This is a genomic window from Thermus sp. CCB_US3_UF1 (assembly GCF_000236585.1).
In the GTDB taxonomy this organism is placed as follows: domain Bacteria; phylum Deinococcota; class Deinococci; order Deinococcales; family Thermaceae; genus Thermus.
In genome coordinates this window covers 199,358-224,633 of sequence record NC_017278.1, presented here as the reverse complement: position 1 = coordinate 224,633, position 25,276 = coordinate 199,358, and the positions used below count along the sequence as shown (strand labels likewise).

General features: G+C 69.5%; 21 protein-coding genes and 2 pseudogenes. 8 read left to right on the top strand and 15 right to left on the bottom strand.

What is annotated here, in order from left to right; all coding sequences use genetic code 11:
- Nucleotides 1-57: 57 nt before the first annotated feature.
- From TCCBUS3UF1_RS00955 to TCCBUS3UF1_RS00905, 11 genes are all read right to left on the bottom strand, one after another.
- Nucleotides 58-831 (bottom strand): sugar phosphate isomerase/epimerase, encoded by a 774-nt coding sequence (locus tag TCCBUS3UF1_RS00955; RefSeq protein WP_014514615.1) that lies wholly within the window; start codon nt 829-831, stop codon nt 58-60.
- Nucleotides 828-1,673 carry a carbohydrate ABC transporter permease gene (locus TCCBUS3UF1_RS00950; RefSeq protein ID WP_014514614.1) on the bottom strand — a complete coding sequence of 282 codons (846 nt, stop codon included), beginning with the start codon at nt 1,671-1,673 and terminating at the stop codon, nt 828-830. Before TCCBUS3UF1_RS00950 ends, TCCBUS3UF1_RS00955 begins: the two co-directional genes overlap by 4 nt.
- 9 nt (nt 1,674-1,682) lie before the next feature.
- A complete protein-coding gene (locus tag TCCBUS3UF1_RS00945) occupies nt 1,683-2,945 on the bottom strand; it encodes an extracellular solute-binding protein (protein ID WP_014514613.1) in 1,263 nt (420 codons plus the stop codon).
- A 13-nt stretch (nt 2,946-2,958) separates the two neighbouring features.
- The gene (locus TCCBUS3UF1_RS00940; protein WP_014514612.1) at nt 2,959-3,774 is read right to left on the bottom strand and encodes a carbohydrate ABC transporter permease; all 816 of its coding nucleotides are present in this window, start codon (nt 3,772-3,774) and stop codon (nt 2,959-2,961) included.
- Nucleotides 3,758-4,528 (bottom strand): SDR family NAD(P)-dependent oxidoreductase, encoded by a 771-nt coding sequence (locus TCCBUS3UF1_RS00935; protein WP_014514611.1) that lies wholly within the window; start codon nt 4,526-4,528, stop codon nt 3,758-3,760. The genes TCCBUS3UF1_RS00940 and TCCBUS3UF1_RS00935 overlap by 17 nt, the downstream gene beginning before the upstream one ends.
- Nucleotides 4,521-5,993, bottom strand: coding sequence for an FGGY-family carbohydrate kinase (locus TCCBUS3UF1_RS00930; protein WP_041433635.1), 1,473 nt, complete (start codon nt 5,991-5,993; stop codon nt 4,521-4,523). Before TCCBUS3UF1_RS00930 ends, TCCBUS3UF1_RS00935 begins: the two co-directional genes overlap by 8 nt.
- A complete protein-coding gene (locus TCCBUS3UF1_RS00925; protein WP_014514609.1) occupies nt 5,993-6,793 on the bottom strand; it encodes a BtpA/SgcQ family protein in 801 nt (266 codons plus the stop codon). Before TCCBUS3UF1_RS00925 ends, TCCBUS3UF1_RS00930 begins: the two co-directional genes overlap by 1 nt.
- Entirely contained in the window at nt 6,780-7,520 is a 741-nt protein-coding gene (locus TCCBUS3UF1_RS00920; protein ID WP_014514608.1) for a DeoR/GlpR family DNA-binding transcription regulator, read from the bottom strand. The genes TCCBUS3UF1_RS00925 and TCCBUS3UF1_RS00920 overlap by 14 nt, the downstream gene beginning before the upstream one ends.
- Before the next feature lie 126 nt (nt 7,521-7,646).
- Complete coding sequence (locus TCCBUS3UF1_RS00915) at nt 7,647-11,063, bottom strand: ExeM/NucH family extracellular endonuclease (protein WP_014514607.1); 3,417 nt, start codon at nt 11,061-11,063, stop codon at nt 7,647-7,649.
- Between the two features lie 15 nt (nt 11,064-11,078).
- A complete protein-coding gene (locus tag TCCBUS3UF1_RS00910; protein ID WP_014514606.1) occupies nt 11,079-12,362 on the bottom strand; it encodes an esterase-like activity of phytase family protein in 1,284 nt (427 codons plus the stop codon).
- A 96-nt stretch (nt 12,363-12,458) separates the two neighbouring features.
- Nucleotides 12,459-12,827: a hypothetical protein gene (locus TCCBUS3UF1_RS00905; protein ID WP_014514605.1), complete on the bottom strand. Its 369-nt coding sequence runs from the start codon at nt 12,825-12,827 to the stop codon at nt 12,459-12,461.
- A gap of 200 nt (nt 12,828-13,027) precedes the next feature.
- Here TCCBUS3UF1_RS00905 and TCCBUS3UF1_RS00900 point away from each other — a divergent pair, with 200 nt between their 5' ends.
- The 4 genes from TCCBUS3UF1_RS00900 to TCCBUS3UF1_RS00885 all read left to right on the top strand — a co-directional run bounded on the left by TCCBUS3UF1_RS00900 (nt 13,028) and on the right by TCCBUS3UF1_RS00885 (nt 17,771).
- Entirely contained in the window at nt 13,028-14,305 is a 1,278-nt protein-coding gene (locus TCCBUS3UF1_RS00900; RefSeq protein ID WP_014514604.1) for an esterase-like activity of phytase family protein, read from the top strand.
- Between the two features lie 201 nt (nt 14,306-14,506).
- On the top strand, nt 14,507-15,415 hold the full coding sequence (locus tag TCCBUS3UF1_RS00895) for an ABC transporter substrate-binding protein (protein WP_231291422.1): 909 nt from the start codon (nt 14,507-14,509) through the stop codon (nt 15,413-15,415).
- Between the two features lie 35 nt (nt 15,416-15,450).
- Nucleotides 15,451-16,869, top strand: coding sequence for an ABC transporter permease (locus TCCBUS3UF1_RS00890; protein ID WP_231291402.1), 1,419 nt, complete (start codon nt 15,451-15,453; stop codon nt 16,867-16,869).
- Nucleotides 16,863-17,771: an ABC transporter ATP-binding protein gene (locus TCCBUS3UF1_RS00885; RefSeq protein ID WP_041433632.1), complete on the top strand. Its 909-nt coding sequence runs from the start codon at nt 16,863-16,865 to the stop codon at nt 17,769-17,771. Before TCCBUS3UF1_RS00890 ends, TCCBUS3UF1_RS00885 begins: the two co-directional genes overlap by 7 nt.
- Here TCCBUS3UF1_RS00885 and TCCBUS3UF1_RS00880 read toward each other — a convergent pair.
- Together TCCBUS3UF1_RS00880 and TCCBUS3UF1_RS00875 are read right to left on the bottom strand one after the other, a co-directional pair.
- Nucleotides 17,740-18,144, bottom strand: coding sequence for a nucleotidyltransferase domain-containing protein (locus tag TCCBUS3UF1_RS00880; RefSeq protein WP_014514600.1), 405 nt, complete (start codon nt 18,142-18,144; stop codon nt 17,740-17,742). The genes TCCBUS3UF1_RS00885 and TCCBUS3UF1_RS00880 overlap by 32 nt on opposite strands.
- On the bottom strand, nt 18,141-18,524 hold the full coding sequence (locus TCCBUS3UF1_RS00875; protein ID WP_014514599.1) for a HEPN domain-containing protein: 384 nt from the start codon (nt 18,522-18,524) through the stop codon (nt 18,141-18,143). Before TCCBUS3UF1_RS00875 ends, TCCBUS3UF1_RS00880 begins: the two co-directional genes overlap by 4 nt.
- A 69-nt stretch (nt 18,525-18,593) precedes the next feature.
- Between TCCBUS3UF1_RS00875 and TCCBUS3UF1_RS00870 the strand changes: the two genes are divergently transcribed.
- From TCCBUS3UF1_RS00870 to TCCBUS3UF1_RS11965, 4 genes and pseudogenes are all read left to right on the top strand, one after another.
- A complete protein-coding gene (locus tag TCCBUS3UF1_RS00870) occupies nt 18,594-19,865 on the top strand; it encodes an ABC transporter substrate-binding protein (protein WP_041433630.1) in 1,272 nt (423 codons plus the stop codon).
- Nucleotides 19,853-20,770, top strand: coding sequence for a carbohydrate ABC transporter permease (locus TCCBUS3UF1_RS00865; RefSeq protein WP_014514597.1), 918 nt, complete (start codon nt 19,853-19,855; stop codon nt 20,768-20,770). The genes TCCBUS3UF1_RS00870 and TCCBUS3UF1_RS00865 overlap by 13 nt, the downstream gene beginning before the upstream one ends.
- On the top strand, nt 20,763-21,575 hold the full coding sequence (locus tag TCCBUS3UF1_RS00860; protein ID WP_014514596.1) for a carbohydrate ABC transporter permease: 813 nt from the start codon (nt 20,763-20,765) through the stop codon (nt 21,573-21,575). The genes TCCBUS3UF1_RS00865 and TCCBUS3UF1_RS00860 overlap by 8 nt, the downstream gene beginning before the upstream one ends.
- Nucleotides 21,572-22,363: pseudogene (locus TCCBUS3UF1_RS11965) on the top strand (YmdB family metallophosphoesterase). The gene TCCBUS3UF1_RS00860 and the pseudogene TCCBUS3UF1_RS11965 overlap by 4 nt, the downstream one beginning before the upstream one ends.
- A gap of 18 nt (nt 22,364-22,381) precedes the next feature.
- On the opposite strand, the gene TCCBUS3UF1_RS11550 reads toward TCCBUS3UF1_RS11965, so the two are convergent.
- Both TCCBUS3UF1_RS11550 and TCCBUS3UF1_RS12410 read right to left on the bottom strand, forming a co-directional pair.
- Nucleotides 22,382-24,112, bottom strand: a complete 1,731-nt coding sequence (locus tag TCCBUS3UF1_RS11550; RefSeq protein ID WP_050802017.1) for a hypothetical protein — start codon at nt 24,110-24,112, stop codon at nt 22,382-22,384.
- 39 nt (nt 24,113-24,151) lie between these two features.
- Nucleotides 24,152-24,778: pseudogene (locus tag TCCBUS3UF1_RS12410) on the bottom strand (lamin tail domain-containing protein); the annotation flags it as partial.
- Nucleotides 24,779-25,276: the final 498 nt, after the last annotated feature.

Sequence of the window (25,276 nt, the reverse complement as noted above, 5' to 3'; positions counted from 1 at the left end):
GGGAGGAAAAGTCAAGTATTCTGGTCGGATTTTGTTGGTATTAGAAGCGATTACCCCTTACGGTTGGTCTCCCACCAAGGCCAGGTACTCCCCTACCCCCCTGGGGGGGAGCTCCACCAGGAGGGTGCAGGGGGTGTCCAGGAAAGGGTTTAGGTCTTCCGGGCGGGGCGGCAGGTGCAGGTCAAACCGCCCGTCGTTCCGGTGGGCGTGCACGTGGACAAGCCTACCCCCTAGGGCTTCCAGGAAACCCTTGGGGTCCTGCCCGGCCATCTGGGCATGCCCCAGGTCCAGGCAGAACTCCAACCCCGGCACCGCCAAGAAGAGGGCCATCTCCTCGGGGGTCCTGGGCACCTCCTGGGGGGCAGGGAGGTTCTCCAGGGTAAGCTTTAGGCCCAGGTCCAGGGCCAGGCTAGCCAGGCCCGCAAGGGCTTCCAAGGCCCTCTCCAGGTACTCCCGGCGGAGCCTCCCCTCCGCCTCCCGCAGGGCCTCGTGGGCTGGGGAAAGGCCCGGGGGCGGGTAGTCCGTCCAGGGGATGTTCCCCGCGTGGACGTTCACCAGAAAGGCCCCCATGCGGGCCGCCCGCTCCAGGTCCTCCCTGAGGAGCCTCAGGGAGGCCTCCCGGATCTCGGGCACCGGGGAGCCCGGGTAGAGGTCCAGGTAGCGGGCATGGTAGGTGAGGCGGTACCCCATCCCCCTGGCCTCCTGGGCCACCCCCTCCAGATGGGGGGCGGCCGAGCCAGGGACCTCGATGAAGGCATACCTCCCTGCGAGGACCCGGGCGTAGGCCAGGAAGCCCTCGGGGTCCTTGGGGGGGCGGAAACCCAACCTCATGTCCACCCTCGGGTCAGAAGGCGGTAGTAGGCGGCCACCAGAAGGAGGGAAAGGAGCAGGAGCAGGTACCCCATGGCGCTCGCCCCCGAAAGGTCCAGGCCCAGGAAGGCCTTGCGGTAGATGTAGTAGCTCACCAGGTCTGTGGACGAGCCCGGCCCCCCCCGGGTGAGGACGTAGACCAGGTCGTAGGTGCGCACCTCGGTGAGGGTTTGCAGGACCAGGAGGGCCAGGAGGACGGGCCGGAGCAGGGGAAAGGTGACCCGCCAGAAGGCCTGCCAGGGGGTGGCCCCGTCCACATAGGCCGCCTCCAAGGGCTCCCGGGGAAGGCTCCTAAGGCCCGCCAGGAGGACCAGGGCGGCAAAAGAAACCTGCTGCCACACGTCCACCAGGGCCAGGGAGAGGAGGGCGTAGCGGGCCTCCCCGAAAAAGTCCACCCCGCCCAGGAGGTAGGCCAGGATGCCCAGCTCAGGGTGGAGGATCATCTTCCAGATGAGCCCCACCCCCACCGGGGCGATGAGCATGGGCAGGCTCACGGCGAAGTAGTGGAAGCCCCTAAAGGGGAGGTTCTGGTGCAGGAGGACGGCCAGGAGGAGGCCCAAGGCCAGGGTAAGGCCCACGGTGAGGAGGAGGTAGAGGGCGGTGAGGCCGAGGGCATTGAGGAAGTAGGGGTCCGCCAGGGCCTCCCGGTAGCGGGCGAGGCCCTGGAGGGCGTAGCTGGGCCGGAGGAAGGTGTAGCCGGTGAGGGAGAGGAACAGGGCGTAAAGGAGGGGGAAGCCCACCACCCCGGCCAGGAGGAGGAGTCCAGGCAGGGCCAGGACCCAGGCCGAGCGCCTCTCCCCCACCCCGCCCCCCTACCTCAGGAGGCCCGCCTTGCGGAGGAGGGCCTCGAGGCCCTTGGCCGCATCCTGCAGAGCCTGCTTGACCCCCTTCTGCCCTGCAGCCGCCAGGCTGATCTCCCGGCCCACCACGTCTTCCATCTCCGCGGTGTAGGCGAAGATGGGCACCTTCTTGGCCCTGGCCAGGATGCGCTCCGCCTCCTTGTAGTAGGGGTACTTCCGCAGCACCTCGGGGTCCTGGAAGGCGTCCTTACGGGTGGGGGCGTGGCCCTGGAGGGCCCGTTGCCTCACGATTTCCTTGGACTCCACCCAGGAGATAAACCGCCAGGCCGCCTCCTTGTTGCGGCTGTTTTTGGGGATGGCCCAGCCCCAGCCCCCGCTCACCCCGACCCCGCCCGGCATGGGGCTCAAGGCCACCTTCCCCGCCACCTTGGGGCACTGCTTGGGGTCGTTGAGCTGGGGCAGCATCCACCAGTAGGTGACCATGCTGAAGGCCCCGCCCTGGCACATGACCCGGAAGGTGTCGTCCAGGTTGGCGTTCAGGGCCCCCTTCTGGGCCCCCTCCCGCAGGTTGCGCACGTAGAGGGTGAGGGCCCGCTCCCCTTGGGGGCTATTGAGCACAACCCGTCCCCCCTTGTCCACGTAGTCCCCCCCGGCGGCGAAGAGGTAGTTGGAGAACTCCATGAAGTTGGGGTCCCCCCGCTGCCCCTGCATGGCTGCCCCCGCCACCCCGGCGTTTCTGGCCATGAAGAGGGAGAGGTCCACGTACTCCTGGAGGTTTTTGGGCAGGGCCAGGGGCCGTTTGAACTGGGACTGGAAGCGGCCCTTGAGGTCCTTGCGCTCCAGGAGGTCCTTGCGGTAGATGAGGCCCATGGCGTAGTTGTACATGGGGATCATGTAGAGGGTCCCCCGGTAGTAGCCCACCAGGTCCAGCATGGAGGGGTAGTAGGGGGTGAGGTCAAAGCCGCTGGCCTTCACGAAGGGCTCCAGGGGCTCCAGCCACCCCGCCGCCGGGAACTCCCCTGCCCAGAGGAAGTCCACCTGGAGGAAGTCGTAGGCGCTTTCCGGGGCCAGGAGCTGGGCCACCAGCTTGTCGTGCATGGCCGCGTACTGGACCTTCTCAAACTCCACCCGGATGCCCGTGGCCCGCTCAAACTCGGGGAGGAGGGCCTCGATGATCCGGGTTTCGGGCACGTCCTCCATGAGGGCCCGGAGCACCACCCCCTGGGCCAGGGAGAGGCCCCAAAGGGCCAACGCCACCGCCAAAAGCCGCCTCATGCCATCACCTCCTTCACTTCACCGCCCCCAGGGTGAGACCTTCCACCAGGTACCGGTCCACCGTGCGGGCGAGAAGGGCCACAGGGATCACGGAGAGCACCACCCCCGCCGCCACCTGGGCGAAGAGCACCCCCCGCTGGGTCACCAGGGCAGAGAGGGCCACGGGCACCGTCTGGGTCTCCCTCCCCGAGAGGAGCAGGGCGAAGAGGAATTCGTTCCAGGAAAGGAGGAAGCCCAGGACCCCCGCGGCGAAGAGGCCAGGGGCGGAGAGGGGCAGGACCACGCGGAAAAAGGCCTGGTAGGGGCTCGCCCCGTCCACATAGGCCGCCTCCAGGAGTTCCCGGGGAAGCCCCTGGAAAAAGCCCAGGAGGAGCCAGGCCATGAAGGGGAGGGCAAAGGCCAGGTAGGCCAGGACCAGGGCCCAAAGGGAGCCCGAAAGCCCCAGGGCCCGGAAAAGGGCAAAGAGGGGCAGGGCCAGGACGATGGGGGGAAGCATCTGGGTGGCCAAGACGGCGAAGCGTAGGGGCTCGCCGCCCAGGCGGTGGCGGGCCAGGGCGTAGCCCAGGCCCGCGGCCAGGGGAAGCCCGAGGGCCACCACCAGGCCCGCCACCAGGAGGCTGTTGCGGAAGGCCTTGCCCAGGGGCCCCTGGAGGACCTGGGCGAAGTTCTCCAGGGTCCAGGGTCCCCAGGCGGGCGGCAGGGCATAGGCCAAGCCCTCGGGCAGGAGGGCGCTCCGCAGGGTCCAGAGGAGGGGAAGGAGGAAGGCCAGGCTGTAGGCCCAGAGGAGGGCGTGGGCCAGGTGGCGAAGCCCCCTAGAAGATCCAGGCACCGCCGTTCACCTCCACCGCCTCCCCGGTGATGAAGTCCGCATCGGGGCCCGCCAGGAAGCTCACCACCCCGGCCACGTCCTCGGGGGCCTCGAGGCGGCCCAAGGGGGTCTGGCGCAGGTAGTCCTGGACCACCTCCTCCGGGGTGAGGCCCCGAAGCCTGGCCTCCCAGGCCACCTCCCGCTCCTGCATGGAGGTGCGCACGAAGCCCGGGTTCACCGCGTTGACCGTGATGCGGTAGGGGGCAAGCTCCTTGGCCGCTGCCTGGACCAGGCCCAGGACAGCGAACTTGCTGGCGGAGTAGTGGGCGAGAAGGGGAGCGGCCTGGCGGGCGGCCATGGAGGCGATGGCCACCAGCTTGCCCCGCACCCCCCGGCCGGGCATGGGGGGCTGGGCCACCATGGCCCGGGCGAAGGTCTGCAGGGTGAGGAAGGTGCCCTTGGCGTTCACGGCAAAGTTGAAGTCCCACTCCTCCTCGGTGAGGTCCAGGAAGGGGTTCATGGTGGAAACCCCGGCGTTGGCCACCAGGAGGTCCAGGCGGCCATCCTCGGCATAGACCCGTTCCCGGGCCTGCTCCAGGTCGGTCCGCCTGGTCACGTCCACCTTGAGGTGGGGCATGCCCAGGGCCTCCCCCACCTCCTGGGCCCACTCCTCCTTAAGGTCCGTGACCCAGACCTTGAACCCATCCCGCACCAGCCGCTCGGCGATGGCCCGGCCGATGCCGGTGCCCGCCCCCGTCACCAAGGCGTTAGGCATACCCACCTCCCAGCCTGGGGTAGAGGTCCTTGAGCCTCTGGTAAACCTCCCGGTAGACCCCGTAGAGCTCCCGGTAGGGGGGGATCCAGGTGGGCTCGGGTTCCGTCACCTCCGCCACCTCCCGCCTTAGGTCGGCAAAGCCCCAAAGCCCCGCCGCCACCCCGGCCAGGAAGGCGGTGCCGTAGGCGCTTCCCCGCTCCCCGCCTAGGAGGCGCTCCAGGGGCCTTTCCAGCACCGAGGCCAGGATCCTCCGCCAGAGGGGGCTCCTTGCCCCCCCGTCCATGACGAAGAGCCGCTCCACCCGGTGGCCGCGGGCCTCGAGGACCTCCAGGTGGTGGCGGAAGGCGTAGGCCACCGCCTCCAGGAGGGCCCGCCAGAGGTGGGCCGGGGTGTGGCTCAGGGTGAGCCCCACCACCGTGCCCCGGGCCTCGGGGTCGTGGATGGGGGTCTTCTCCCCCAGGAAGTAGGGGAGGACCACCAGGCCCTGGCTCCCGGGGGGGATCCCCTCCGCCTCCGCGTCCAGCTGGGCAAACCCCACCCCGGGGCGGAAGGCCCCTTGGAACCACTTGAGGAGGCTTCCCGTGGTGGCCATGCACCCGTTGATCACGAAAAGCCCGGGCAGGTCGTGGAAGTCGATGAAGAGCTCGGGGACCGGGGCGAAGCGGTCGATGGCGTAGAGGAAGTCCCCCGCCCCGCCCAGCTTCACCACCGCCTCCCCCGGCTCCTTGAGCCCCGAGGCCAGGGCGGCGGCGATGTGGTCCGCGCTCCCCGCGATGACGGGGAGGCCCTTGGGGAGGCCCGTGGCCCGGGCCGCCTCCCCCGTCACCTCCCCCACCCCCTCGTGGGGCCGGCGCACGGGGCCGAGGCGGTCCGGCTCGAGGCCCACATAGGCCAGCACCTCGGCCAGCCAGGCCTCCGCCTTGGGGTCCCAAAGGCCAGACTCCAGGGCCCAGTTGGCCTCCTGGTAGCGCTCCCCCGTGAGGCGGAAGGCCAGGTGCTCGTAGGAGCCCGAGATCCAGCGGGCCTGGGCGAAGGCCTGGGGCTCGTGCCGCCTCAGCCAGAGGAGCTTGGGGGCCAGGACCTGCTGGTTCCAGGTGGCCCCGGTGCGGGCGAAGAGCCACTGGTTTCCGAAGTGGGCCTCCAGCTCCCGGATCTCCCGCACCGCCCGGGCGTCGTTCTGCTGCAGGGAAGGCCTTAAGGGCCTGCCCTCCCCGTCGTGAAGGACCAGGGCGGGGACCATCCCGGAAAGGCCTATGGCCCTGAGGGAGGCCTTGTCCCGCCCCTCCAGGAGGCGGGCCAGGGTGGCCCTGAGGCCCTGCCACCAGTCCTCGGGGTCCTCCTCGGCGAAGCCCGGGGCCGGGGCACGGAGGGCATGGGGGTGTTCGGCCTCGGCCAGCACCCTTCCCTCCTCGGAGAGGAGGAGGGCCTTCACCCCCGTGGTGCCGATGTCCACGCCCAGGACCATCACCGCCCCCTGGCCTCCCGCACCCGGTCCATGAAGGCCCTGGCCCGCTCGGGGTCCACCTCGTTCCAGGTGACGCCGTCCCGCTTCAGGGCCGTGCCCACGATGACCCCGTCCGCCACCCCCAGGATCTCGGCCACGGTCTCGTGCCGCACCCCGGTGTTGGCCAGAACGGGCACCCCAGGCAGGGCCTCCTTCACCGCCCGGAGGTGTTCCAGGGCCACCCCCTCCCCCGTCATGGGCCCCGAGACCAGGACGGCGTCGGCCAGGCTGGAGAAGACCGCGCTTCTCGCCCGCTCGGGGAGGGTGCGGGCATCCAGTGGAGAGGCAAACTCCGCCGAAACGTTGTAGAGGAGAAAGAGGTCCTCCCGGCCAAGAAGCCGGCGGTAGCGCAAGGCCTCCCCCGCCCGCCCCTGCCAGAGCCCCATGTCCGAGCCGTAGACCCCGGTGAAGATCTCCCGGGCAAAGGCCGCCCCCGTGGCCGCCGCCAGGGCCATGGTGGCCAGGGGGTCCCAGAGGACATCCACCCCGAAGGGGACCCGGATCTCCCCCCGCAGCCGGCCGATCACGTAGGCCATGGTGGCGGTGCTGGCGGGGTCCACCCTAAGCTGGTAGGGACGGTCGTTCTCGTTGCCGAACATCACCGCGTCCACCCCGGCCTCTTGCAGGGCCAGGAGGTCGCGCCGGGCCGCCTCCACGATCCCCTCCAGGTCCCCCTCGTACAGGGGGGTGCCGGGAAGGGCCCGGAGGTGCACCATGGCGATCACGGGCTTGGGGCCAAAGAGGGCTTCAAAGCGCTCCACGCACCACCTCCACGGGTACCAAGGCCTCCAGGGTGGGGTCCTCCAGATCGGTGATCACCCGCTCCAGGGCCGAAAGGGGGGTCACGAAGGCGGGGGCCCGCTTCCCCCACTTGCTCCCGTCCGCCAGGAGCACCGTCTTCCGGCTCACCTCCATGGCCTTCCGCTTCACCGCCGCCTCCTCAAAGGTGTGGTTGGTCACCCCCTCGGGGTCAAAGGCGTCGGCCCCCAGGAAGAAGAGGTCCGCCCGCACCCTTCCCAAAAGCTCCTCCGCCCAGGGGCCCACCAGGCTGAAAAAGCCGTTGCGCACCCGGCCTCCCGCCAAGAGGACCTCCGTCTCCCCCTGGGCCAGGGCCTGGGCGATGGGCAGGTCCAGGGCGATGGCCCTCAGGGGCCGCCCCGAAAGGAGCCGGGCCAGGGCCAGGAGGGTGGTCCCCGAGTCCAGGACCACCGTGGCCCCATCGGGCACGAGAAGGGCTGCCCTTTGGGCGATGGCCTCCTTGGCCTCCCGGTTCCGGGCGAGCTTTTCCGCGTAGGGGGGCTCGGCCTCGGGGGCGATGGCCCCCCCGTGTTCCCGCTGGAGGAGGCCCTGCCGGGCCAGGGCGGCCAGGTCCCGGCGCACCGTGGCCTCGGAGACGCCCAGGCGCCGGGCCAGCTCCTTGGTGCTGAGGCCGCGGTGCTGGCGGAGAAGCTCCAGCAGGTTCTGCCGTCTTAGGGTGGCCAGGGGCATGGGTTTTGCGCAATTGTAATCGTTTATGCTTGCTTTTGTCAAGGGGTTGCCCCGCCTCCCCGGCCCCCGGAGGGGCCAGAGGCCGGGAGGGGGCCCCGCAGGGCCCCCTCCGCGGCAGAGGCAGGGCTAGTTATCCCCGTAGAGGGGGCTTTGGCGGTTCTGCGGGTTGGCCCACCCCTGGCCGAACTGGAAGTCCTGGAGGTTGTTGTCCGTGTCCTTGCCGGAGGGGATCCGCTTCCAGCTGATCTGGCCCAACCCGGTGCTGGACGTGGGGCCGTCCGCCAGGCCCTGGCCCTCGAACTGGCCGCTGGAAGCGAAGCCCACCAGGTCCACCACCTGCCCTCCGGCATCCAGCAAGCGCACGGCCCGGTTGTCGCTTATGCCGGTGGTGTAGGTCTGGTCGGGAGCCACGCCCAGGCTGTAACCCCCGCTGCTGGTGTTGGCGAGCAGGTAGTACTGGCCGGGTTCCAGGGTGACGTTGGCGAGGGTGGCGCGGTCGCTCCAGGTGGAGCCCGTTCCGCTCAACCCCTGCACCTTCCACCCCCCGAGGTTTACGGGGGTACAGGAGCGGTTGAAGAGCTCGATGAACTCGTCGTTGCCGCCACTAGGGCCCCGGAAGCGGAACTCGTTGATGACCACCCGCGCCCCCTCCCCGGCGCAAGGCGGCCGGTCGGGGGCGAGCTCCAGGCGGAGGAGAAGGGGGTTGTGGTCGCTGGAGCGGTAAGGGTCAGGGGCGAAGCGGTCGTCCGGCTTGTTGGCCAAGGTGTAGTCCAGGACCCTGGGCTCCTCGGCGTTGATGGCCCAGGCCAAGGCCCCCCGCACCTGGGCGGAGAGGCTGGGGGTGGCGTAGGCGTGGTCCAGGGCCCCGGAAAGCCCCATGTAGACGTAGGTGTGGTGGCCGGAAAGGAGGGGGACCAGGCCCCGGCCCCTGAGGAGGGCCAGGGGGTCTTCCTCCTCGTAGGCGTTGAAATCCCCAAGCACCACCACGTCTGGGTCCACGGCCTTCAGGGTGTCCACCCAGCCGGCCAGGGCCTGGGCCTGGGCGGTGCGGCGGCGGTTCCAGCACCCCTGGCCGGTGTCGGGGTCGGAGGGGTCGCAGCCTCCCTTGCTCTTCAGGTGGACGCTCACCGCGGTGAAGACCCCCCCGGTGGCCTTGTCCCGGAAGGCCTGGGCCAGGGGGTAGCGCTCAAAGGTGGGGCTTTGCAGGGCCTTGGGGGCGCCCACGGGCTCCACCCGGGCGGGCTTGTAGATGAAGCCCACCTTGATGGCGTCGCACCCTAGCCCCCCTTCGGGATCGGGGACGTAGGCGTAGGTGCCGGGGCCCAAGGCGGCGTTCAAGGCGTCCACCAGGGCCTGGATGGCCGTGGCGCCGTTGTTTTGCACTTCCTGGAGGGCCACCACGTCGGCGTCCAGGGCGGTGAGGGCCGCCACCAGCTTGGCCCGCTGCCGCTCCAGCTCCTGCTGGCTGGTGGCCCCGCGCCGGTCCAAGGGGGTAGTGCACCCCGGGGGGGTGAAGGTGCCGGAAAGGGTGGTGAACCAGTTGTAGAGGTTGAAGGAGGCCACCCTGAGGCCTGGCCCAGAAGGTGGGGCGGGCCTGGGGTTGGCCGCCTGGAAGGTGGGGGCCTGGGTGGGCTGGAGGCGGTAGGCACCATAGCGCCACTCCAGAACCCCTTCGGCCGCCACCAGGCGGTCCCCCACCCTCAGGGTGCCCCCCTGGGGCAGGTAGGGGATGGGGCTGGGGTTTTGCCGGGTGGAGGCGTCGTCCAGGACCAGGGTATGCCCGGGGTAGGGTGGGGTGTTGGGATCCAGGCGGGTGGCGGGATCCCCGTCGGCGTTGGGGTGGACCAGGCGGCTTGGGGCCAGGGTAAGCTCGCCGAAGCGGCCCAGGTTGTAGACCTCGGTCACCGTGAGGCCCGAAAGGCGCACCCGCATCCCCTCCAGGGCCTCGAGGTCCTGGGCGGGCAGGCTAAGGGAGACCGCCTGGGGAAGGCCCGCCTCCCCGCAGACCGCGTGGCCGCTGAGGCGGAGCTGGGTCAGGGTGCCCAGGGTGTCCCCGCTGGCCGCATACTCGGCCACCTGGCCCACCACCTGCACGTACTGGCCCGGGGTTAGGGAGAGGCTAGTGTTGCCGTAGTAGACAAAGAGGCCATCGGAGGTGGCGGGGTCCCCATCCCCCCTTGGGTCTTGCAGGAAGAAGCCCTGGAGCCCGGGGAAGAAGGCGGTCACCACCCCCCGCACGGCCACGGTCTGGCCCTCAAGGGGGCTACGGGCCCCCCGGCCCTGGACCTCGTAGGCGGCCTTCAGGGGCGCCCCCGGGGCAGGGCAGGCGTACTCGGGGGCAGGGACGAAGGGCCGCTCCAGGACCACCTCGGCCCCGTCGGTGCGGAAGGCCTCCTCCCTGGACAGGACCTCCTGTCCCCCTACCCGGGCCCGGAGGAGGAGGCGGTAGCCCAAGCCCCTGGGGAGGTGGAGGCCACCCCGCCAGGCGCCCCCTTGGGGGAAGAGGGCCACCTGGTAGCGGTTTCTCAGGTCCAGGGGCCTGAGGGCCTGGGGCACCAGAGGGGTTTCCGGGGTGATCTCCGCCAGGAGGGCCTCGGTGCCCTCGGGAGCCCCCGTGACCGCCAGGGCCACCCGGGCCAGGTCGGGGCCAGGCTCGATGGTCACCGGGGTTTCCGGCTCCAGCACCGCCAGGGCCAGGCTCTCCTGGGCCGCAAGGCGGGCACTGTTCTCCACCCGGACGCTCACCGTGTAGCTGCCCGAAGCGGTATAGGTGTGGACCAGTTCCCGCACCGCCTGCCGCCCGGAGAGGGCCACCTCCTCCCTGGCCCCATCCCCCCATTCCACGGCCAGCCGGCTAAGGACCACCCCCCGGTCCTGGGGGTTGGGGTCTTCCGCCTCCACCCGCAGGGTGTAGGCCTGGCCCCTCTCCACCTGAACAGGGCCCACGAGCCGCACCCGGGGAGGCTCGTGGGCCACCTCCCCAAGCCGCACCCGCACGGAACGGGGGGTTTCGGAGAGGTCCACCTGGGCCGTCCCCTGGCGGAGGAGCATCCCCGAGGGGTCCCTGGCCTCCACCAGGAGGCTTACCCCCCGGCCCGTGGGCACCCCCTGCAGGAGGCCCCGCCCCCCAGGCAGGGCAGCCATGGCCCCGGCCGCCTTGGCCAGATAGGCTTCCCCAGGGGCAGGGTTCTCCACCTCCACCTCCAGATCGGAGGTGAGGCGGTACATCCGCAGGCGCACCTCCTGCCCTGGCACCACCCGCTTGCGCTCGTGGGCCTTGTAGAGCACGATGCCCCCGGGCGCGTCCAGGCCTCGGGCGATGAAGGTATGCTCCCCCTGGGGAAGGCGGACCCGGGCGGTCCAGACCTCCCCCTCCCGGGCCACGGGATAGGGGGTGCCGTTCACCTCCAAGGTGACCGCCTGCACGGTGTCTGGAACGTTCAGCACCCGAACAGGGGTTTCCCCCCCAGTGGAGGAACGCTGGCCCGTGCAGGCCGCCAGGAGGCCCACCGTCCATAGCCACAACCAACCCACCTTGCGCATATGGGATCCTCCGGACTACCGCAACCCCTCGGCCAGCCGCACCAGCCAGGCCCTTGAAGGCCCTTCCTTCCCCGTGATGGCGAAGTCGTTGTCGTCGACGATGGCCAGGGTCCTGCCGTCCTCCAAGAGGGCCAGGCCCTCCAGCTTGTCCGTGTCAAAGGCGGGGAAGCGCCAGGTCTCCAGGAGAAGCCGCCTTGGGGCCAGGCGGATGCCCAGGGCGGCGTAGTCCGTGCCCGCCCTGTCCAGCTCGGGGCTTGCCCCCTTGGGATGGGCCAGGAGGTCCGTGGCCTGGGCGAAGTCCACCAGGTAGACCCGGGCCCCGCCCTCGGCCCGCTCCAGGAGGAGGATCTTCTCCCCATCCACCCAGGTGGCGGCGGAGTACTTCATGTCCCGGGGGCGGTTGGGCTTGGGGTAGTCCTTGGGGTCGGAGAAGGGCACCAGGTACATCCCCGTCACCCGGACCCGCTCGGGGTCGGAGACGTCCAGGCGGACCGCCCGGGCCACCAGGCTGGCGTCGTAGGCGGGGTCGCGGGTGGAGCCGATGGGGCTTTGCAGGACGGCCCAGGCCGTCTTCCCGTCCCCGGAGAGGGCCAGGTTCTCCAGGCCGCGGTTGTTGCGGCGCAGGGCCAGGACCTTGGGGAGGATGTCCCGCACCGGGTAGCGGGCGGAGAAGCGCACCCCTTCGGGGGTATAGCGGACCAGGAGGCGGCCTCGAGGGTCCACGTAGAGGAGGGAGGGGGAGTTCTCCTCCACCAACAGGTACCCCTTACCCCCCGGCAGCACGGCCAGGTCCTCGGTGTCCACCCCGCTCGGGTCTAGGGGCAGCTTCTCCTTGCAGTCGGCGGCGGCAAAGGGGATGTCCTCCTCCTCCCGGTTGGGCAGGCCCGTGAGGGGGGAGCCGCCCGGGGTGCGGAGGAGGAGGGGGGCCTCGAGGCGGATGGCCCTCCCCGCCTCATCCAGGCGGAAGGGGACCAAGGCCGGGGCGAAGCGGGGCAGGGGGAAGAACTTCCCCCCCGGGCAGTCCCCGTTGGGCCCCCGGTCCGTGAGGCCCAGGAAACGCCCACCCCCCAGGTAGGCAAGCCCCGAGCCGATGGCGGGCCGATCGGCCACGGGCCAGCCCCGGCGCAAGGCCTCCTGCACCTCGGCCTCCCGCAGGTGGGGGTTCAGGGCCCGGATGGGGGTGGGGGGCAGGGCGTAGGGCCCCACCACCTGGACCTCCCCTGCCCCGGGGGCCTGGCCCTGGGCTCCCAGAAGGGCCAAGAGGGATAGCGTCCAAAAAAGCGGGCTGGGCTTTCTCATAGGTACCACCCGGGGGGATGGTACGGGAAGCCTGTCAATCCCTGGTCAGGGAGCCAAACCCCCTGCCCGAGGCAGGGGGTATCCCGGGGCGGGGGGCTACCGGGCGGGGCAGCCTAGGGGCGGGTTGGGGTCACCGGGGGCCACCTCCACCCGGTAGGCGTCGGGCTGGGGAAGGGGCCTCAGGAAGGTCCCCACCCCCTCTGCCCCCCGGGCCAGGCGGACCGTGTACTGGGGCCCCCCAAAGAGGGGAAGGGCGTTATAGGTGCGGCAGCGGAGGGAAAACCCCCGGGCCTCCAGCTGGGCGCGGAGGCGCTCCCCCAGCTCCTCCAGGGAGTAGGCCCGGTAGGAGGAGTCCGGGGGAAAGCGGAACTCGGTGACCTCCACCGGGCCCTCCCCCTCCCGGGCCAGGAGGACCCCGTCGGGCACCACCAGGCCAAAGCGACGGGAAACCTCCAGCTCGGGCACGGGCCGGGGGCGCAGGCCCCCAGGAGGGCCGCCAGGGCAAGGACCGCAAACCTCATGGACCTTACCTCCTTCAACCCTTCAGGGTAGAGGCGCATGGCCCCTCTGGCCTTTAGGTTGGGTTGAGCCTTCCCTGACCCCGGGCTGACCCAAACCTTCCACTGACAAACCCCCCCTAGGCTTCCCCTTGGAGGTGAAGCCGTATGAAAAACCTCCTTCCCCTCCTCACCCTCCTGGCCTTCCTTGGGTACCTGGCCTCCCCCCGGGGGGCAGGCCAGGGGGAGGCCACGCCCGCCTTGGAGCTGGTGGGCTGGGCCCTCCTGCCCGCGGACACCTTTGCCCCCGGCCCCCCGAGCGGGGCCTACCGGGAGACCCCGGGCTTCCGTTCCCCTAGCCCCGCCTTTGCCGGCCAGCCCGTCCAGGGCTTCAGCGCCATCCAGCGGGGGCCGGTGGCGGGCACCTACTGGGTCCTCTCCGACAACGGCTTCGGCAGCAAGGCCAACAGCCCCGACTACCTCCTCCGCCTCTACCTGGTGCGGCCCGAGCCCAAGACGGCCCAAGGCGGGGAGGGGGGCGTGGAGGTCCTGCGCCACGTGCAGCTTCGCGACCCCTTGCGCAAGGTGCCCTTCCCCATCCTGAACGAGGGCACGCGGGAGCGCCTCCTCACGGGGTACGACTTTGACCCCGAGTCCTTCGTCATCGGCCCGGACGGGAGCCTGTGGGTGGGGGATGAGTTCGGCCCCTACCTCCTCCGCTTCGGCCCGGATGGGGTCCTCCTGGACCCCCCCTACCCCACCCCCGACTTCGGCCAGGGCAAGGACCCGGCCAAGGACCAGGTGCGGGCCCCCCAGAACCCGGCCCTCCTCCTCAACCCCCCGGCCCCTGGGCAGGCCTATCCCGCCAACCTGGCCACCTCCCGGGGGTTTGAGGGCATGGCCATCAACCCGGGCAAGACCCGCATCTACCCCATGCTGGAGGGGGCGGTGGCGGGGGACCCGCCCGGGACCCTGCGCATCTACGAGTTTGACCCCGCCGCCCGGCGCTACCTGGGCCTGGCGGGGCTCTACCGCCTCGAGGACCCCGCCCACGCCATCGGGGACATCGTGGCCGTGAACGAGGAGGAGTACCTGGTCATCGAGCGGGACAGCCGCCAGGGGGACGAGGCCCGGTTCAAGCGGGTCTACCTGGTGAACCTGAAGCGCAAGGACGCCCAGGGCTTCGTGAGCAAGGAGCTCCTGGTGGACCTCCTGAACCTGCGCGACCCCAGGGGGCTTTCCCCCTTCAGCCGGGGCGGGGCCTACCGCTTCCCCTACTTCACCATTGAGGCCGTCCTCCCCCTGGACGGGGAGACCCTCCTCCTGGTCAACGACAACAACTACCCGGCCACGGGCGGGCGGGGGGCCGGGGTGAAGGACCCCAACGAGTTCATCTGGATCCGCTTGGCCAAGCCTCTGAACCTAGACCCAGCCCTCAAGCGGTAAGCGAAGACACCCCCTGTGGGGCCCCCGAAAGGGGCCCCCGGGCTTTTCCTACATTAAGGATCCCCTGCCGGTTCCCATCCTCCCGCGGGGTTGAAGGATCCAGCCAGACATCATGGGCGAAACCGATTGACGCGCTCCTGACACGGACCCCATAGCCTCGGAACCGTGAAGGGGAAAAGCGTCCTTACCCTTGCGCTCTTGGTGGGATCTGCCCTGGCCCAGGGCACCCTTACCCTCTACACCTCGGAGGTCCTGGCTGACGTGAACGCCCTGGTGGAGGCCTTCCGTGCCCGGAACCCCGGGGTCCAGGTCCAGGTCTTCCGCTCAGGCACGGGGGAGGTGGTGGCCAAGCTGCGGGCGGAACTGGAGGCGGGCAACCCCCAACCCGACCTGCTCTGGTTCGCCAACGAGGACTTCCTCAAGGAGCTTGGGGCCAAGGGCCTCCTCCGCCGGGTGCCGCCCACGGTTCCGGGCTACCCCGTGCAGTACGCCCCGGGAGGGGGGCTCTACCACGAGGTGCGCCTCCTCTACAACATCCTGGCCGTGAACACGCAAAGGGTGCGGACCCCACCCGCCCTCTGGCGGGACCTCCTAAGGCCGGAGTACCGCAACCTCCTGGCCATGCCCGACCCCAACTTCTCCGGGGCCGCCTTGGCCACGGTGGGTACCCTGGCAGAGCGGCTAGGGATGGGCTTCTTCGCCCAGCTAAAGGAGCAGGGCCTCCGGATAGAGCAGTCCAACCCCGTGCTCCAGCAGAAGCTGGCCCGGGGGGAGTACGGCCTCGCCATCACCACCGACTTCGGGGTGCGGCAGGAGATCGCCCGGGGAGCCCCCCTGGCCGTGGTCTATCCCCGGGACGGGGCCATCCTGGTGCCCACCCCCGTGGCCGTGGCCTCCTGGAGCAAGAACCCCGAACTGGCGGTGCGCTTCCTCAACTTCCTCCTCTCCCCCGAGGCCCAGAGGATCTTCGCCGAGAGGGGGTACTACCCGGTGATGCCCGGGGCTCCTAGACCCCAAGGAGCTCCCGAACAGGTGGTAGGGCTCAAGGCCCGGTTCGCTGACAGCGCCACCCTGGAGCGGTTCAACACCCTTTTCGGCCTACGGCGGTGAAAACCCTCCCCCTTCTGCGCATATTCCTTTGGGGCTTGGCCTTGGCCCTGGCCCTGCCCCTCTTCCTCCTTTTTCTCCGCGGCCTCCCTACCTTCCCCCGGACCCTGCAGGACCTGGACGTGGTCCTGCAAAGCTTGGCTTTGGCGGGTGCGGGCACCCTGCTCACCCTGCTTCTCGCCCTGGCCTTAGCCGCATGGGGCCTCCTGGGCCGGGTGGGCCGGGGATGGGAGGGGCTCCTCCTCCTGGGCTACCTGGTCCCCCCCTTCGTGACGGGGATGGGGGTGCTCTTCAGCCTGGAGGGGATAGGGATGGAGGCCTATGGGGCCCCAGGAATCCTCCTGGCCTGGACCCTGCACTACACCCCCCTGGCCTACCTCCTCCTCAAGCCTCAGGTGCGGGTGGCCCTGGGCCTTCTAGGGGCAGCCCGGGTGCACGGGGTGGTGGGGGTGAGGGCCCTCAGGGTCTTCCTCCCCCCCCTCCTGCCCCCCCTTCTGGCCGCAGGGGGGGCCCTGTACCTGGCCCTTTTGGGCAACTTCGGGGTGCCCGCGGTGCTGGGCCTCCCCGAAAGGGTCTATGTCCTTCCCACCCTGGCCTACGCCCGCCTCATGAGCCCCCTGGCCCAAGACCCCTTGGGGGAGGCGGCGGCCTTGGGCATCTGGTTGGCCCTCCTGGCCCTTCCCGCCCTTCTCCTCTCCCGCCCCCCCCTCCTGGAGGCCCAAGAACCCCTCCTCCCGCCCCCCAGGCCCATCTACCGCCACCTCTTTGCCCTCTACGCCCTTCTGGCCCTGGCCCTAACCCTGCTCGGCCTCGTGCGGGAAGCCCTACAAAACCCCTATACCGGGGCCCTGGACCCGGCCTTCGGGGAGGCCCTAGCCCTACCCTTGGTCCAGAGGGGGCTCCGCAACTCCCTCCTCCTGGCCCTCGCCACCACGGGCCTTCTCCTCCTCCTGGCCCTGGCCCTCCGGCCCTTTCCCCAGGCCCTGGGGCGGCTTAGGAGGGTCCTGGACCTCCACTACCTGCTTCCCGGCACCCTCCTCGGCCTGGGGCTCATCCTCCTCCTGGGCCCCACGCCCCTCTACGGCACCCCGTGGATCCTGTTCCTGGCCTACCTCCTCAACTTCGCCGCCCTGGCCCTGCGGGCTCTGGAGGGGAGCGTGCGGGTGGAGGGGGCGGTGTGGGCGGGGCGGGTCCACGGGCTTGGGGCGTGGCGGGCCTGGCTCCGCCTAGGCTACCCCCTCCTCCTCCCTTCGGCCTTCGCCGGCTTCTTCCTCATCTTCCCCCTGGCCTTCGCCGAGATCACCCTGTCTGCCCTCCTCTACGCCCCCGGGGCGGAGACCGTGGGGGTGGCGGTCCTCTCGGCCCTGAACGGGGGGCTTTACCGGGAGGCTGCGGCCCTAGGCCTCCTGCTCATGGCCCTATCCGCTACCACCCTTTTGGGGAGGCCAAGGTGGTGAGGCTGGAAGGCCTGAGCAAGCGCTATCCCCGGGGAGGCGGGGTGGAGGGGGTGGACCTGGAGGTGGGGGAGGGGGAGGTCCTCGTCCTCCTGGGGGCCTCGGGGAGCGGCAAGACCACCCTGCTCCACCTGGTGGCGGGCCTCCTCCTCCCTGACCGGGGCCGGGTGTACCTGGGGGGGAAGGAGGTCACCCACCTGCCCCCAGAGCGGCGCCAGGTGGGCTATGTCTTTCAGGACCAGGCCCTGTGGCCCCACCTCACCGCCCTGGAACACCTCCTCCTGGTCATGCCAAGGCCCGACCGCAAAGAGGCCCTCGCCCTCCTGGAACGGGTAGGGCTTCTGGACCACGCGGGGAAGCGTCCAGGGGAGCTCTCCGGGGGGCAGCGGCAGCGGGTGGGGCTGGCCCGGGCCCTGGCCCGCAGGCCCAAGGTTCTCCTGCTGGACGAGCCCTACAGCGCCCTGGACCCTGTGCTGCGGGAGGAACTCCGGCTGGAGGTGCGGGTGCTCCTCAAGGAGATGGGGACCACGGCCCTCCACGTGACCCACGACCCGGAGGAGGCCATGCTCCTGGCCGACCGGGTGGGGGTGATGGCGGAGGGGAGGCTCCTCCAGGTGGGCTCCCCCGAGGAGGTCTACGAGGCCCCAGGCTCCCTGGCGGCCTTCCTGGCCCTGGGCCGGGCCAACCTCCTTCCCCAGGACGGGGAGGTCCTGGCCTTCCGCCAGGAGTGGGTGCGGGAGGGAGGGGAGGTGGAGGCCCTGGTTCTGGAGCGGCGGACCCTCAGGGGGGAGGTCCTCTGCCGGGTCCACCTCCCCTGGGGGGAGGCCTGGGTGCGCCTCGAGGCCCGGCCCGGGGAACGGGTGGGACTGGGCTTCACCCGCCTCCTGCGCTTCCCCCAAGGATAGCGTCCCCTAGCTCGGCAGCCAAGGCCCTCAGGGCACCTTCCCGCTCCCAAAGGACCACTCCCTCTCGCAAGGCCACCGGGGCCAGGCCCCAGGCCCCCCGGAGGCTTTGCCGGACCTCCTCCAGGGTGTACGGGAAGACCTCCACCCCCCGCACCCCTTGGGGGCGGTAGCGGAGGAGCCGCTCGGGGAAGGGCAAGGGGGTGTGGGCCAGGAGGACCAGGAGGTCCGCGTCGCTGAAGGCCGTGGCCTCCCCCCGGGCCAGGGAACCGAAGAGCACCACCCCCAGGACCTCGGGCCACTCCTGTAGGCTTTGGGCTGCCCGCCGGACCTCCTCCAGCCTGGCCTTGGGGTCAAAGGGAAAGATCCGCGTCACATCCGGGCCTCCACGAAGCGAAGGATCTCCTCGGCCAACCGCAGGGCCTCCTGGGCCTCGAGGCGGGTGTAGTGGCGGGCGGCGGGCCCAGCGGGGTGGGCGTCGGGGTAGCGGGTGGGTATGTAGTACTTGTCCAGGACCTTGGCCGCTTCCAACAGGGCCTCGGGGGGTTCCACCCCTTCGGGCAAGCCGGATAGGAGATCCAGGATGGAGTGGCCCCAGGCCACCTGCCCCTTGGAGAGGTGGAGGCCCTTGAGGGCCGCCTCCGCCGACTGCTGGGCAGCGAAGCAGGCCCAGGCGTAGTCCCCTAGGTCCAGGCTTCTTTGGGCGTGTCCCAGGTTGTGCCTGGCCTGCTCCAGCCAGTCCCGGGCCCGGTTCATGCCGCCATTTTACCGGCCTGACCGCCCTCTGATGGGCCTCCCCCACCCTAGGGATGGGAGGTGAAGGGGATGAAGGGGCTTCTTGGGTTTGTGGTGGCGGCGGGCCTGTCCCTGGCCCAAGCCCCCATCACCCTCCAGTACTGGCACATCAACACCGAGGTCTTCGGCCTGCCCGCCCTTAGGGAACTCATCCGGGAGTTTGAGCGGCGGAACCCGGGGATCAAGGTGGAAGAGCGCTACAATCCCAACGCCTACACCGGCCTGCTGCAGAACCTCCAGGCGGCCCTGGCAGCGGGCAACCCCCCAGACGTGGTGCAGATGGGCTACCTCTACACCCGCTACGCCGCCAAGAACCTGCCCTACGTGCCCATAGACGAGCTGGCCAAGCGCTACGGCGGGGAAAGGCACCTTCGCCGCTTCGCCCCTAACGTCCTGGCCCTGGGCCAGGTGGACGGGGTCCTGGTGGGGATGCCCTACTCCCTTTCCAACATCGTGGCCTACTACAACGCCGACCTCTTCCGCCGCGCCGGCCTGGACCCTGACCGTCCCCCCGCCACCTGGGAGGGGTGGCGGCGGGCTGCCCGGCAGATCAAGGAACGCACAGGCAAGTACGGCATCTACCTCATCCTCCTGGACGACAACTGGGCGGTGGAGGCCCTCATCCGCTCCAACGGGGGAACCCTCCTCCGCTGCGAAGGGGGGTTCTTCCGCACGGGCTTGGACAGCAAGGAGGCCGCCGAGGCCTTGGGGATGTGGGCGGGCTTGGTCCGGGAAGGGCTCGCCCTGGGGGTGCCCCTTCAGCAGGGGGAGCAGGCCTTCCTAGCAGGGGAGGCCGCCAGCTTCATGACCACCATCGCCCGCCGGGCCGGGCTCCAGGAGCAGACCCGGGGGCGGTTTGAGCTCCGGGCGACCCGCTTCCCCACCTTCGGGGGCAAGCCCCCGGCCCTGCCCAGCGGGGGGAACGTGCTCATGGTCTTCAGCCAGGACCCCAAGAGGCAGGAGGCGGCCTGGAAGTTCATCCAGTTCCTCACCAGCCCCGAGGGGTTCACCCTCTGGACCAAGGGGACAGGGTACGTCCCCCTTCTCCCCGAGCTCATCCGCGACCCCCGGTACCTGAAGGACTTTGTGGAGAAGAACCCCATCCAAAGGGTAGCGGTGGAGCAGCTCCCCTTCACGGCTCCCTGGACCGGCTTCCCCGGCCCCAACGGCCTTGCCGCCAGCCAGACCCTCTTCCGGGCGGTGCAGAAGGCCTTGGCGGGCCAGGCCACCCCTGAGGCAGCCCTCAAGGAGGCGGCGGCGGAGATCAACCGCCTGATCGGGACGGAGCGGTGCAGGGAGTAGGGGCGGCCAGGGGCTTGGGCCAAGGGGGCCGGAGGAGGCAGGCCGACCTCGAGGCCCTCCTCCTCCTGGCCCCAGGCCTCCTACTCCTCCTCGTCTTCGTCTACTGGCCCCTCCTCTACAACCTCTGGCTGAGCCTCCACGACTGGAACCTGGTGCGGCCCAAGGCCGAGTTCGTGGGGCTTGCCAACTACCGCCTCCTCCTCCAGGACCCCCTCTTCGGCCAGCTCCTCCGGCAAAGCCTCCTCTACATGGGCCTGGCCCTCCTGGGCAACTTCCTCCTCCCCCTGGGCCTGGCCCTCCTGACCTTGCAGGTGAAGGGGCGTTGGGCCGAGCTGTACCAGGCCCTCCTCTTTGCCCCCACGGTGGCCGCGGTCTCCGTGGCCGCCCTGGTGTGGCTGTACCTCTACCTGCCCGCCGCCGGACCCCTGGCCAAGGGCCTGGCCGCCCTGGGGCTTCCTGCCCCAAACTTCCTGGCGGACCCCCGGTACGCCCTTCCCGCCATAGCCCTGGTGGCCAACTGGAAGTTCCTGGGCTTCCACTACCTCATCGCCCTGGCGGGGCTCAAGGCCCTCCCCCGGGAGGTCCTGGAGGCCGCCCGGGTGGATGGGGCCCAGGGCTGGCCCCTCCTGCGGCACGTCCTCCTCCCCCTCCTCTTCCCCACCCTCCTTTTCCTCCTCCTGAGCGCCCTGGCCAGCGCCCTGGACTACGCCTTCGTGCCCGTGGAGGTCATGACCCAAGGGGGGCCCTTCGGCCACACCTCCCACCTCATGTACGCCGTCTACCAGGAGGCCTTCCGCTTTTTCCGGGCCGGGGTGGCCGCGGCCCAGGCCGTCCTCCTCACCCTGGGGCTTGGGGCCCTCATCCTGGGGCAGCTCTACCTGTTGGGCCGGAGGGGGTATGGGTAGGCGGCTCCTTCCCCACCTCCTGCTCCTTCTGGCGGCGGGGCTCACCCTCCTCCCCTTCGCCTACCAGGTGGGCCTGAGCCTAACCCCGCCCCAGGCCCTCTTCACCAGCCCCTGGCCCTTCGCCCACCCCCTGACCCTGGAGAACTACCGGGTGGTCCTGGAGAAGCTCCCCTGGGCCCGGTACACCCTGAACACCCTGGCCTTCGCCCTGGGCTCGGCCCTGGGCCAGGTCCTCCTGGGGGTCCTGGCCGGGTATGCCTTCGCCTTCCGGCGGCCGCCCCTGGGGGGGTTCTTCTTGGGCCTTTTCGTCCTCAGCATGCTGGTCCCCTTCGTGGTCACCTACCTGCCGAGCTACCTCCTGGTGGCCCGCCTGGGCCTCCTCAACACCTTCCCGGGCCTCATCCTGCCCATGCTCACCGCGGGGTACGCCGCCTTCCTCCTCCGGCAGCACTTCCTGGGCTTTCCCAGGGAGATCCTCGAGGCGGCCATCGTGGACGGGGCGGGGACCAAGGACCTCCTCCTCCGGGTCCTCCTCCCCGCCAACCGCCCCACCCTCCTGGCCCTTTTCCTCACCCTCTTCATCGGGGCCTGGAACCAGTTCGTCTGGCCCATGCTGGTGGCCAACCGGCCGGAGATGTACGTGCTCACGGTGGCCGTGCAGCGCTTTGCCGGGGGGGAAGGGTCCAACGCCTGGGGGCCCCTCATGGCGGCCTCCGTGCTGGCCACCCTGCCCACCCTGGTCCTCTTCCTCCTCTTCCACCGGAGGATTCTGGAAACCCTTATGGAAGGAGGCGTGCGGGGATGAGGGTGCTCTTTTTCGGCGACGTGGTGGGGGAGCCGGGGGTAAGGGCCCTGGAGCGGGAGTTGCCCCGGCTGAGGCGGGAGCTGGAGCCCGACTTCGTGGTAGCCAACGGGGAGAACCTGGACCTCACGGTCCCCGAGCTGGGGAAGGCGGGCATGCGGCCCGAGAGCGTGGAGCGCCTGGTGCGCCTGGGGGTGGACGCCCTCACGGGGGGGAACCACTCCTTTGACCCGCCGGAGGCGGAGATGGTCCTGGGGCACGCCCGGGTCCTAAGGCCCCTCAACTATAGCCGCCACGCCCCCGGCAAGGGAAGCCTCCTCCTGCGCAAGGGGGGAAGGGAGCTTTTGGTGGTGAACCTGGCCGGCCGGAGCGCCCTGCCCCTGGCGGGGGATCCCCTCGAGGCCCTGGAGGCCCTCCTGGAGGGGTAGCGGGAGGTGCCGGTCCTGGTGGACTTCCACTCCGAGTCCGTGTTCGAGAAGCTGGGGTGCACCTACCTCTTTGACGGGCAGATCTCCGCCCTCCTCGGCACCCACACCCACGTGGCCACCCAGGACGCCCGCGTCCTGCCCAAGGGGACGGCCTACGTTTCCGACGTGGGCATGGTGGGGGCGGATGGGGGCTACCAGGGGTACGAGCCCGACTTCCTGGTGGAGGCCCTGAGGCGCAGGCTTCCCCCCAAGGGCCTGGCCCTCAGGCCGGCCTCGGGACCCCTGCGGGTGAGCTACATCTTCCTGGAGCTCGAAGGCAAAAGGGCCAGGGCCATCCGTCACGCGTCCGAGATCCTGGACTGAAAACCAAAACCCAACCCCTCAGCGCACCCGCACCCGGTAGCACACCTCCCCTTCCCCACCGGGACCCAGGCTCCCCACAAGAACCCGGACCACCCCTCCCACAATCTCCCCCGCATCCCCGTCCTGGGCCGCGGTCAGGAAGGAGGTGGTGCCCCCTTGCACCCAGCGGATGGCCCGGTTCCCATAGTCCCCCACGCTGCTCTCGGGATTGGTGAAGAAGGGGACCGGGTCGGTTAGGGTAAAGCTCCCCACGGGGGAAGTGCCTAGGTTGCGGTAGGCGATGCAGTACTCCAGGATGTCCCCCGGCCTCCCCTGTCCCGTGGTGCCCAAGGGGGTGCCCTGGGTCACGTTGCGCACCCGCTTGCTGAGGCGCACCTCTCCCCCCACCACCTGGAGGGTATCCGTGAGGCCATCCACCTCCTGAACGGAGGCCAGGTTGGCCCAGGTGAGGGTGGCCTGCACCAGGGCCACGTCCACAGCCCCCTGGGGCTCCCCCGCGGGGACCAGGGCCCGCACCTCGAGGGCGCAGGCCCTCAGGCTCCCATCGGGCTCCCGGGGCCAGGTGGGGCCCACGGCCAAGCTGGCCGGGAAGGGGGTCCAGCCCTCCCCCGGGTCAAAGGAGCCGTTGCAGTTCGCATCCAGCCGCACCTGGTAGGCGTAGCGGGGCGGGGAGGCCAGGGAAAAGACCACGCTCCCCAGGGTGCCGGGCCGGTAGCTGTGGGCGAAGGTGTAGACCCCAGGGGAGCCCGTCTGCCCCGAGCCATCCGGGTAGAGGCGGCTTTCCCGCACCGCGCCAAAGTTGCGGACCAGGGTGCTTCCCGCCAGGTTCGAGGCCGCCCCCAGGGCCACCTGGGCCCCAGGGGAGGAAGGGCTTGCAGCCTGGGACCAGGAGGTTACCCTCTGCGCCACGCTCCCGTCGTTCCAGCCCGTGGCCGGGCGCAGGGGGTGAGAGAGGACCACACTCCCCCAGGAGGCGGGCAGGTAGAGGCGGTAGAACCCAGCCCCATCCGTGAGGGCGGTGCGGAGGTTCGCCCCGTCCGTGGCCCGTACCTCCACGCCGCCCACGCCTCCTTCCCCGCCGTTTTGCAGGGCGTCGTTGGCCACACCCCCACCCAGGCCGTCGTCCCAGAACACCCGGCCCTCCACCAGGCTACCCTGGAAGAGGCCAAAGAGGAGGCCCTGGACGTTGCCGCTCACATTCACGGAAAGGCTTCCCCCGGGGGGCGTGACGAAAAGCCAGCCCGAAGGGGGGGTGGGGGTGAGGTCCGAGGTAGAGCTGTTATTGTCCACCAGCAGGGTGTAGCTCCCCGGCATAACCCCCTGGAACCCAAAGGCCCCGCTCCCCGGGTCCACCTGGGCCGTGGCCACCACAGTGCTTCCTTGGACCAGCTTCACCCAGATCGTGGCCCCATCCGACCAGTCCTCGGCGGGGTCCCGCATCCCATTGGGCTGGCGGTCGTGGTAGACGAACCCCGCTACGGTAAAGCCGTTGTTGTTGCGGCCCACGCTGGTAATCCTGCCCGCAACCTCATCGGTGTCCACAGTGGGCAACCACCCCAGGCACCGCCCTTGGGCCTGGTTGCTGGTGGTGGGCTCCCAACAGGCCGAGGTGTGGGTGTCCTGGCCGTTAGGGGTCAGGCTGATGGACTGGCCAGGACCCACAGAAACCAGGTTGGCCTGGTAGCTGGCGTCCCACAGGTGGCGTGGGTAGTAGTTCTCGGAAAAGCTACCCCAGGCCACATAGTCCACCAGGCGAAGCTGTGCATCGTAAAGCCAAAGGTCATCCCCACTGTCGTTCAGGCGGGGTTGGGTTTGGGCTAGGTAGAACTGGTAACGCGCTCCAGGGGCATTCCGTTCTGTTGAGGGACTTCCCACCCAAACTACCAGGTACTCTCCCGGCCCCAAAACGGTGCCTGAGGGGAAGGAAAAGGGCGTGTTGGAACCGGTGATGGAGCCAGTACCATCCAAGAGATTGGGCAAGTTAATCAAAATATTACCATCCATGAGGCGAAAGCCTGTAAGGTCCACCGGACTGGAGCCCGCGTTGTAAAGCTCAATGAACTCATCCACATCTCCTGAACGTTGGCGGAAAAGGAGCTCATTGATCACCAGTTGCCCAGACAAGGGAGATGCTTGGTATGTCAAACCCACAGGGGTGGTTTGGTTGACCCTGTAAGGAAGTACGTTAAGGGTTTGGATAGCATTCCCAGTGGTTACTTGAGCCCAAGAGGGTACTACCACAGTTACTTGGTAAGTTCCCAAATCCACACCCGCAGCGAAGGAACCAGAGTTGCTTGTAGTCAGGGTACGGTTTTCAGGACCGGTCAGGTTCACGGAAATACCCGGTAAGGGGGGCTCACCGGCATCCCAGATGCCGTCCGCATCTAAGTCCAAAAAGACGCTACCGCGTAGCATGCCGAACAAAAGGCCGCAGGTTTGGGGTCGTGTAGAGGGCACAAAAACCGTGTTCAAAAACATCCGCCTCCCATTATAGGAAGGCAGGTTGTTATCGTTATAATTGTGACCGCCAAGGTAAAACACCATTCCACCGGCTCCAGAAAAGTGCTTGGAAGCTGTAGCCTGGTAATACGTGGTACCCGACAAAACGGCCAGGGCATGGGGATGGGCGTTGTTCTTTAGGGAACCCACCACCCTCCAGTCTTCCTCTGAGCCTCCCGGATTCGGGTCTAAAGTCCCCGTGAACTGGCTGAAGTGCAAGTCGGGGTTAGGATATGACAGAACTAGATTTCTGTTATCTATCTGCATATTTCCGTTTATTTGGAAACTGTATTGATTTTCGTACCAGAAAATGGCTTGACATTGGGCCATGAGGTTGCCGCCACTGCTAACAAAATCGCCAGCTCCAGGAATGGGGGTGGTGGTATGGGGAGCTGTGTGCAATGTGAAACAGCT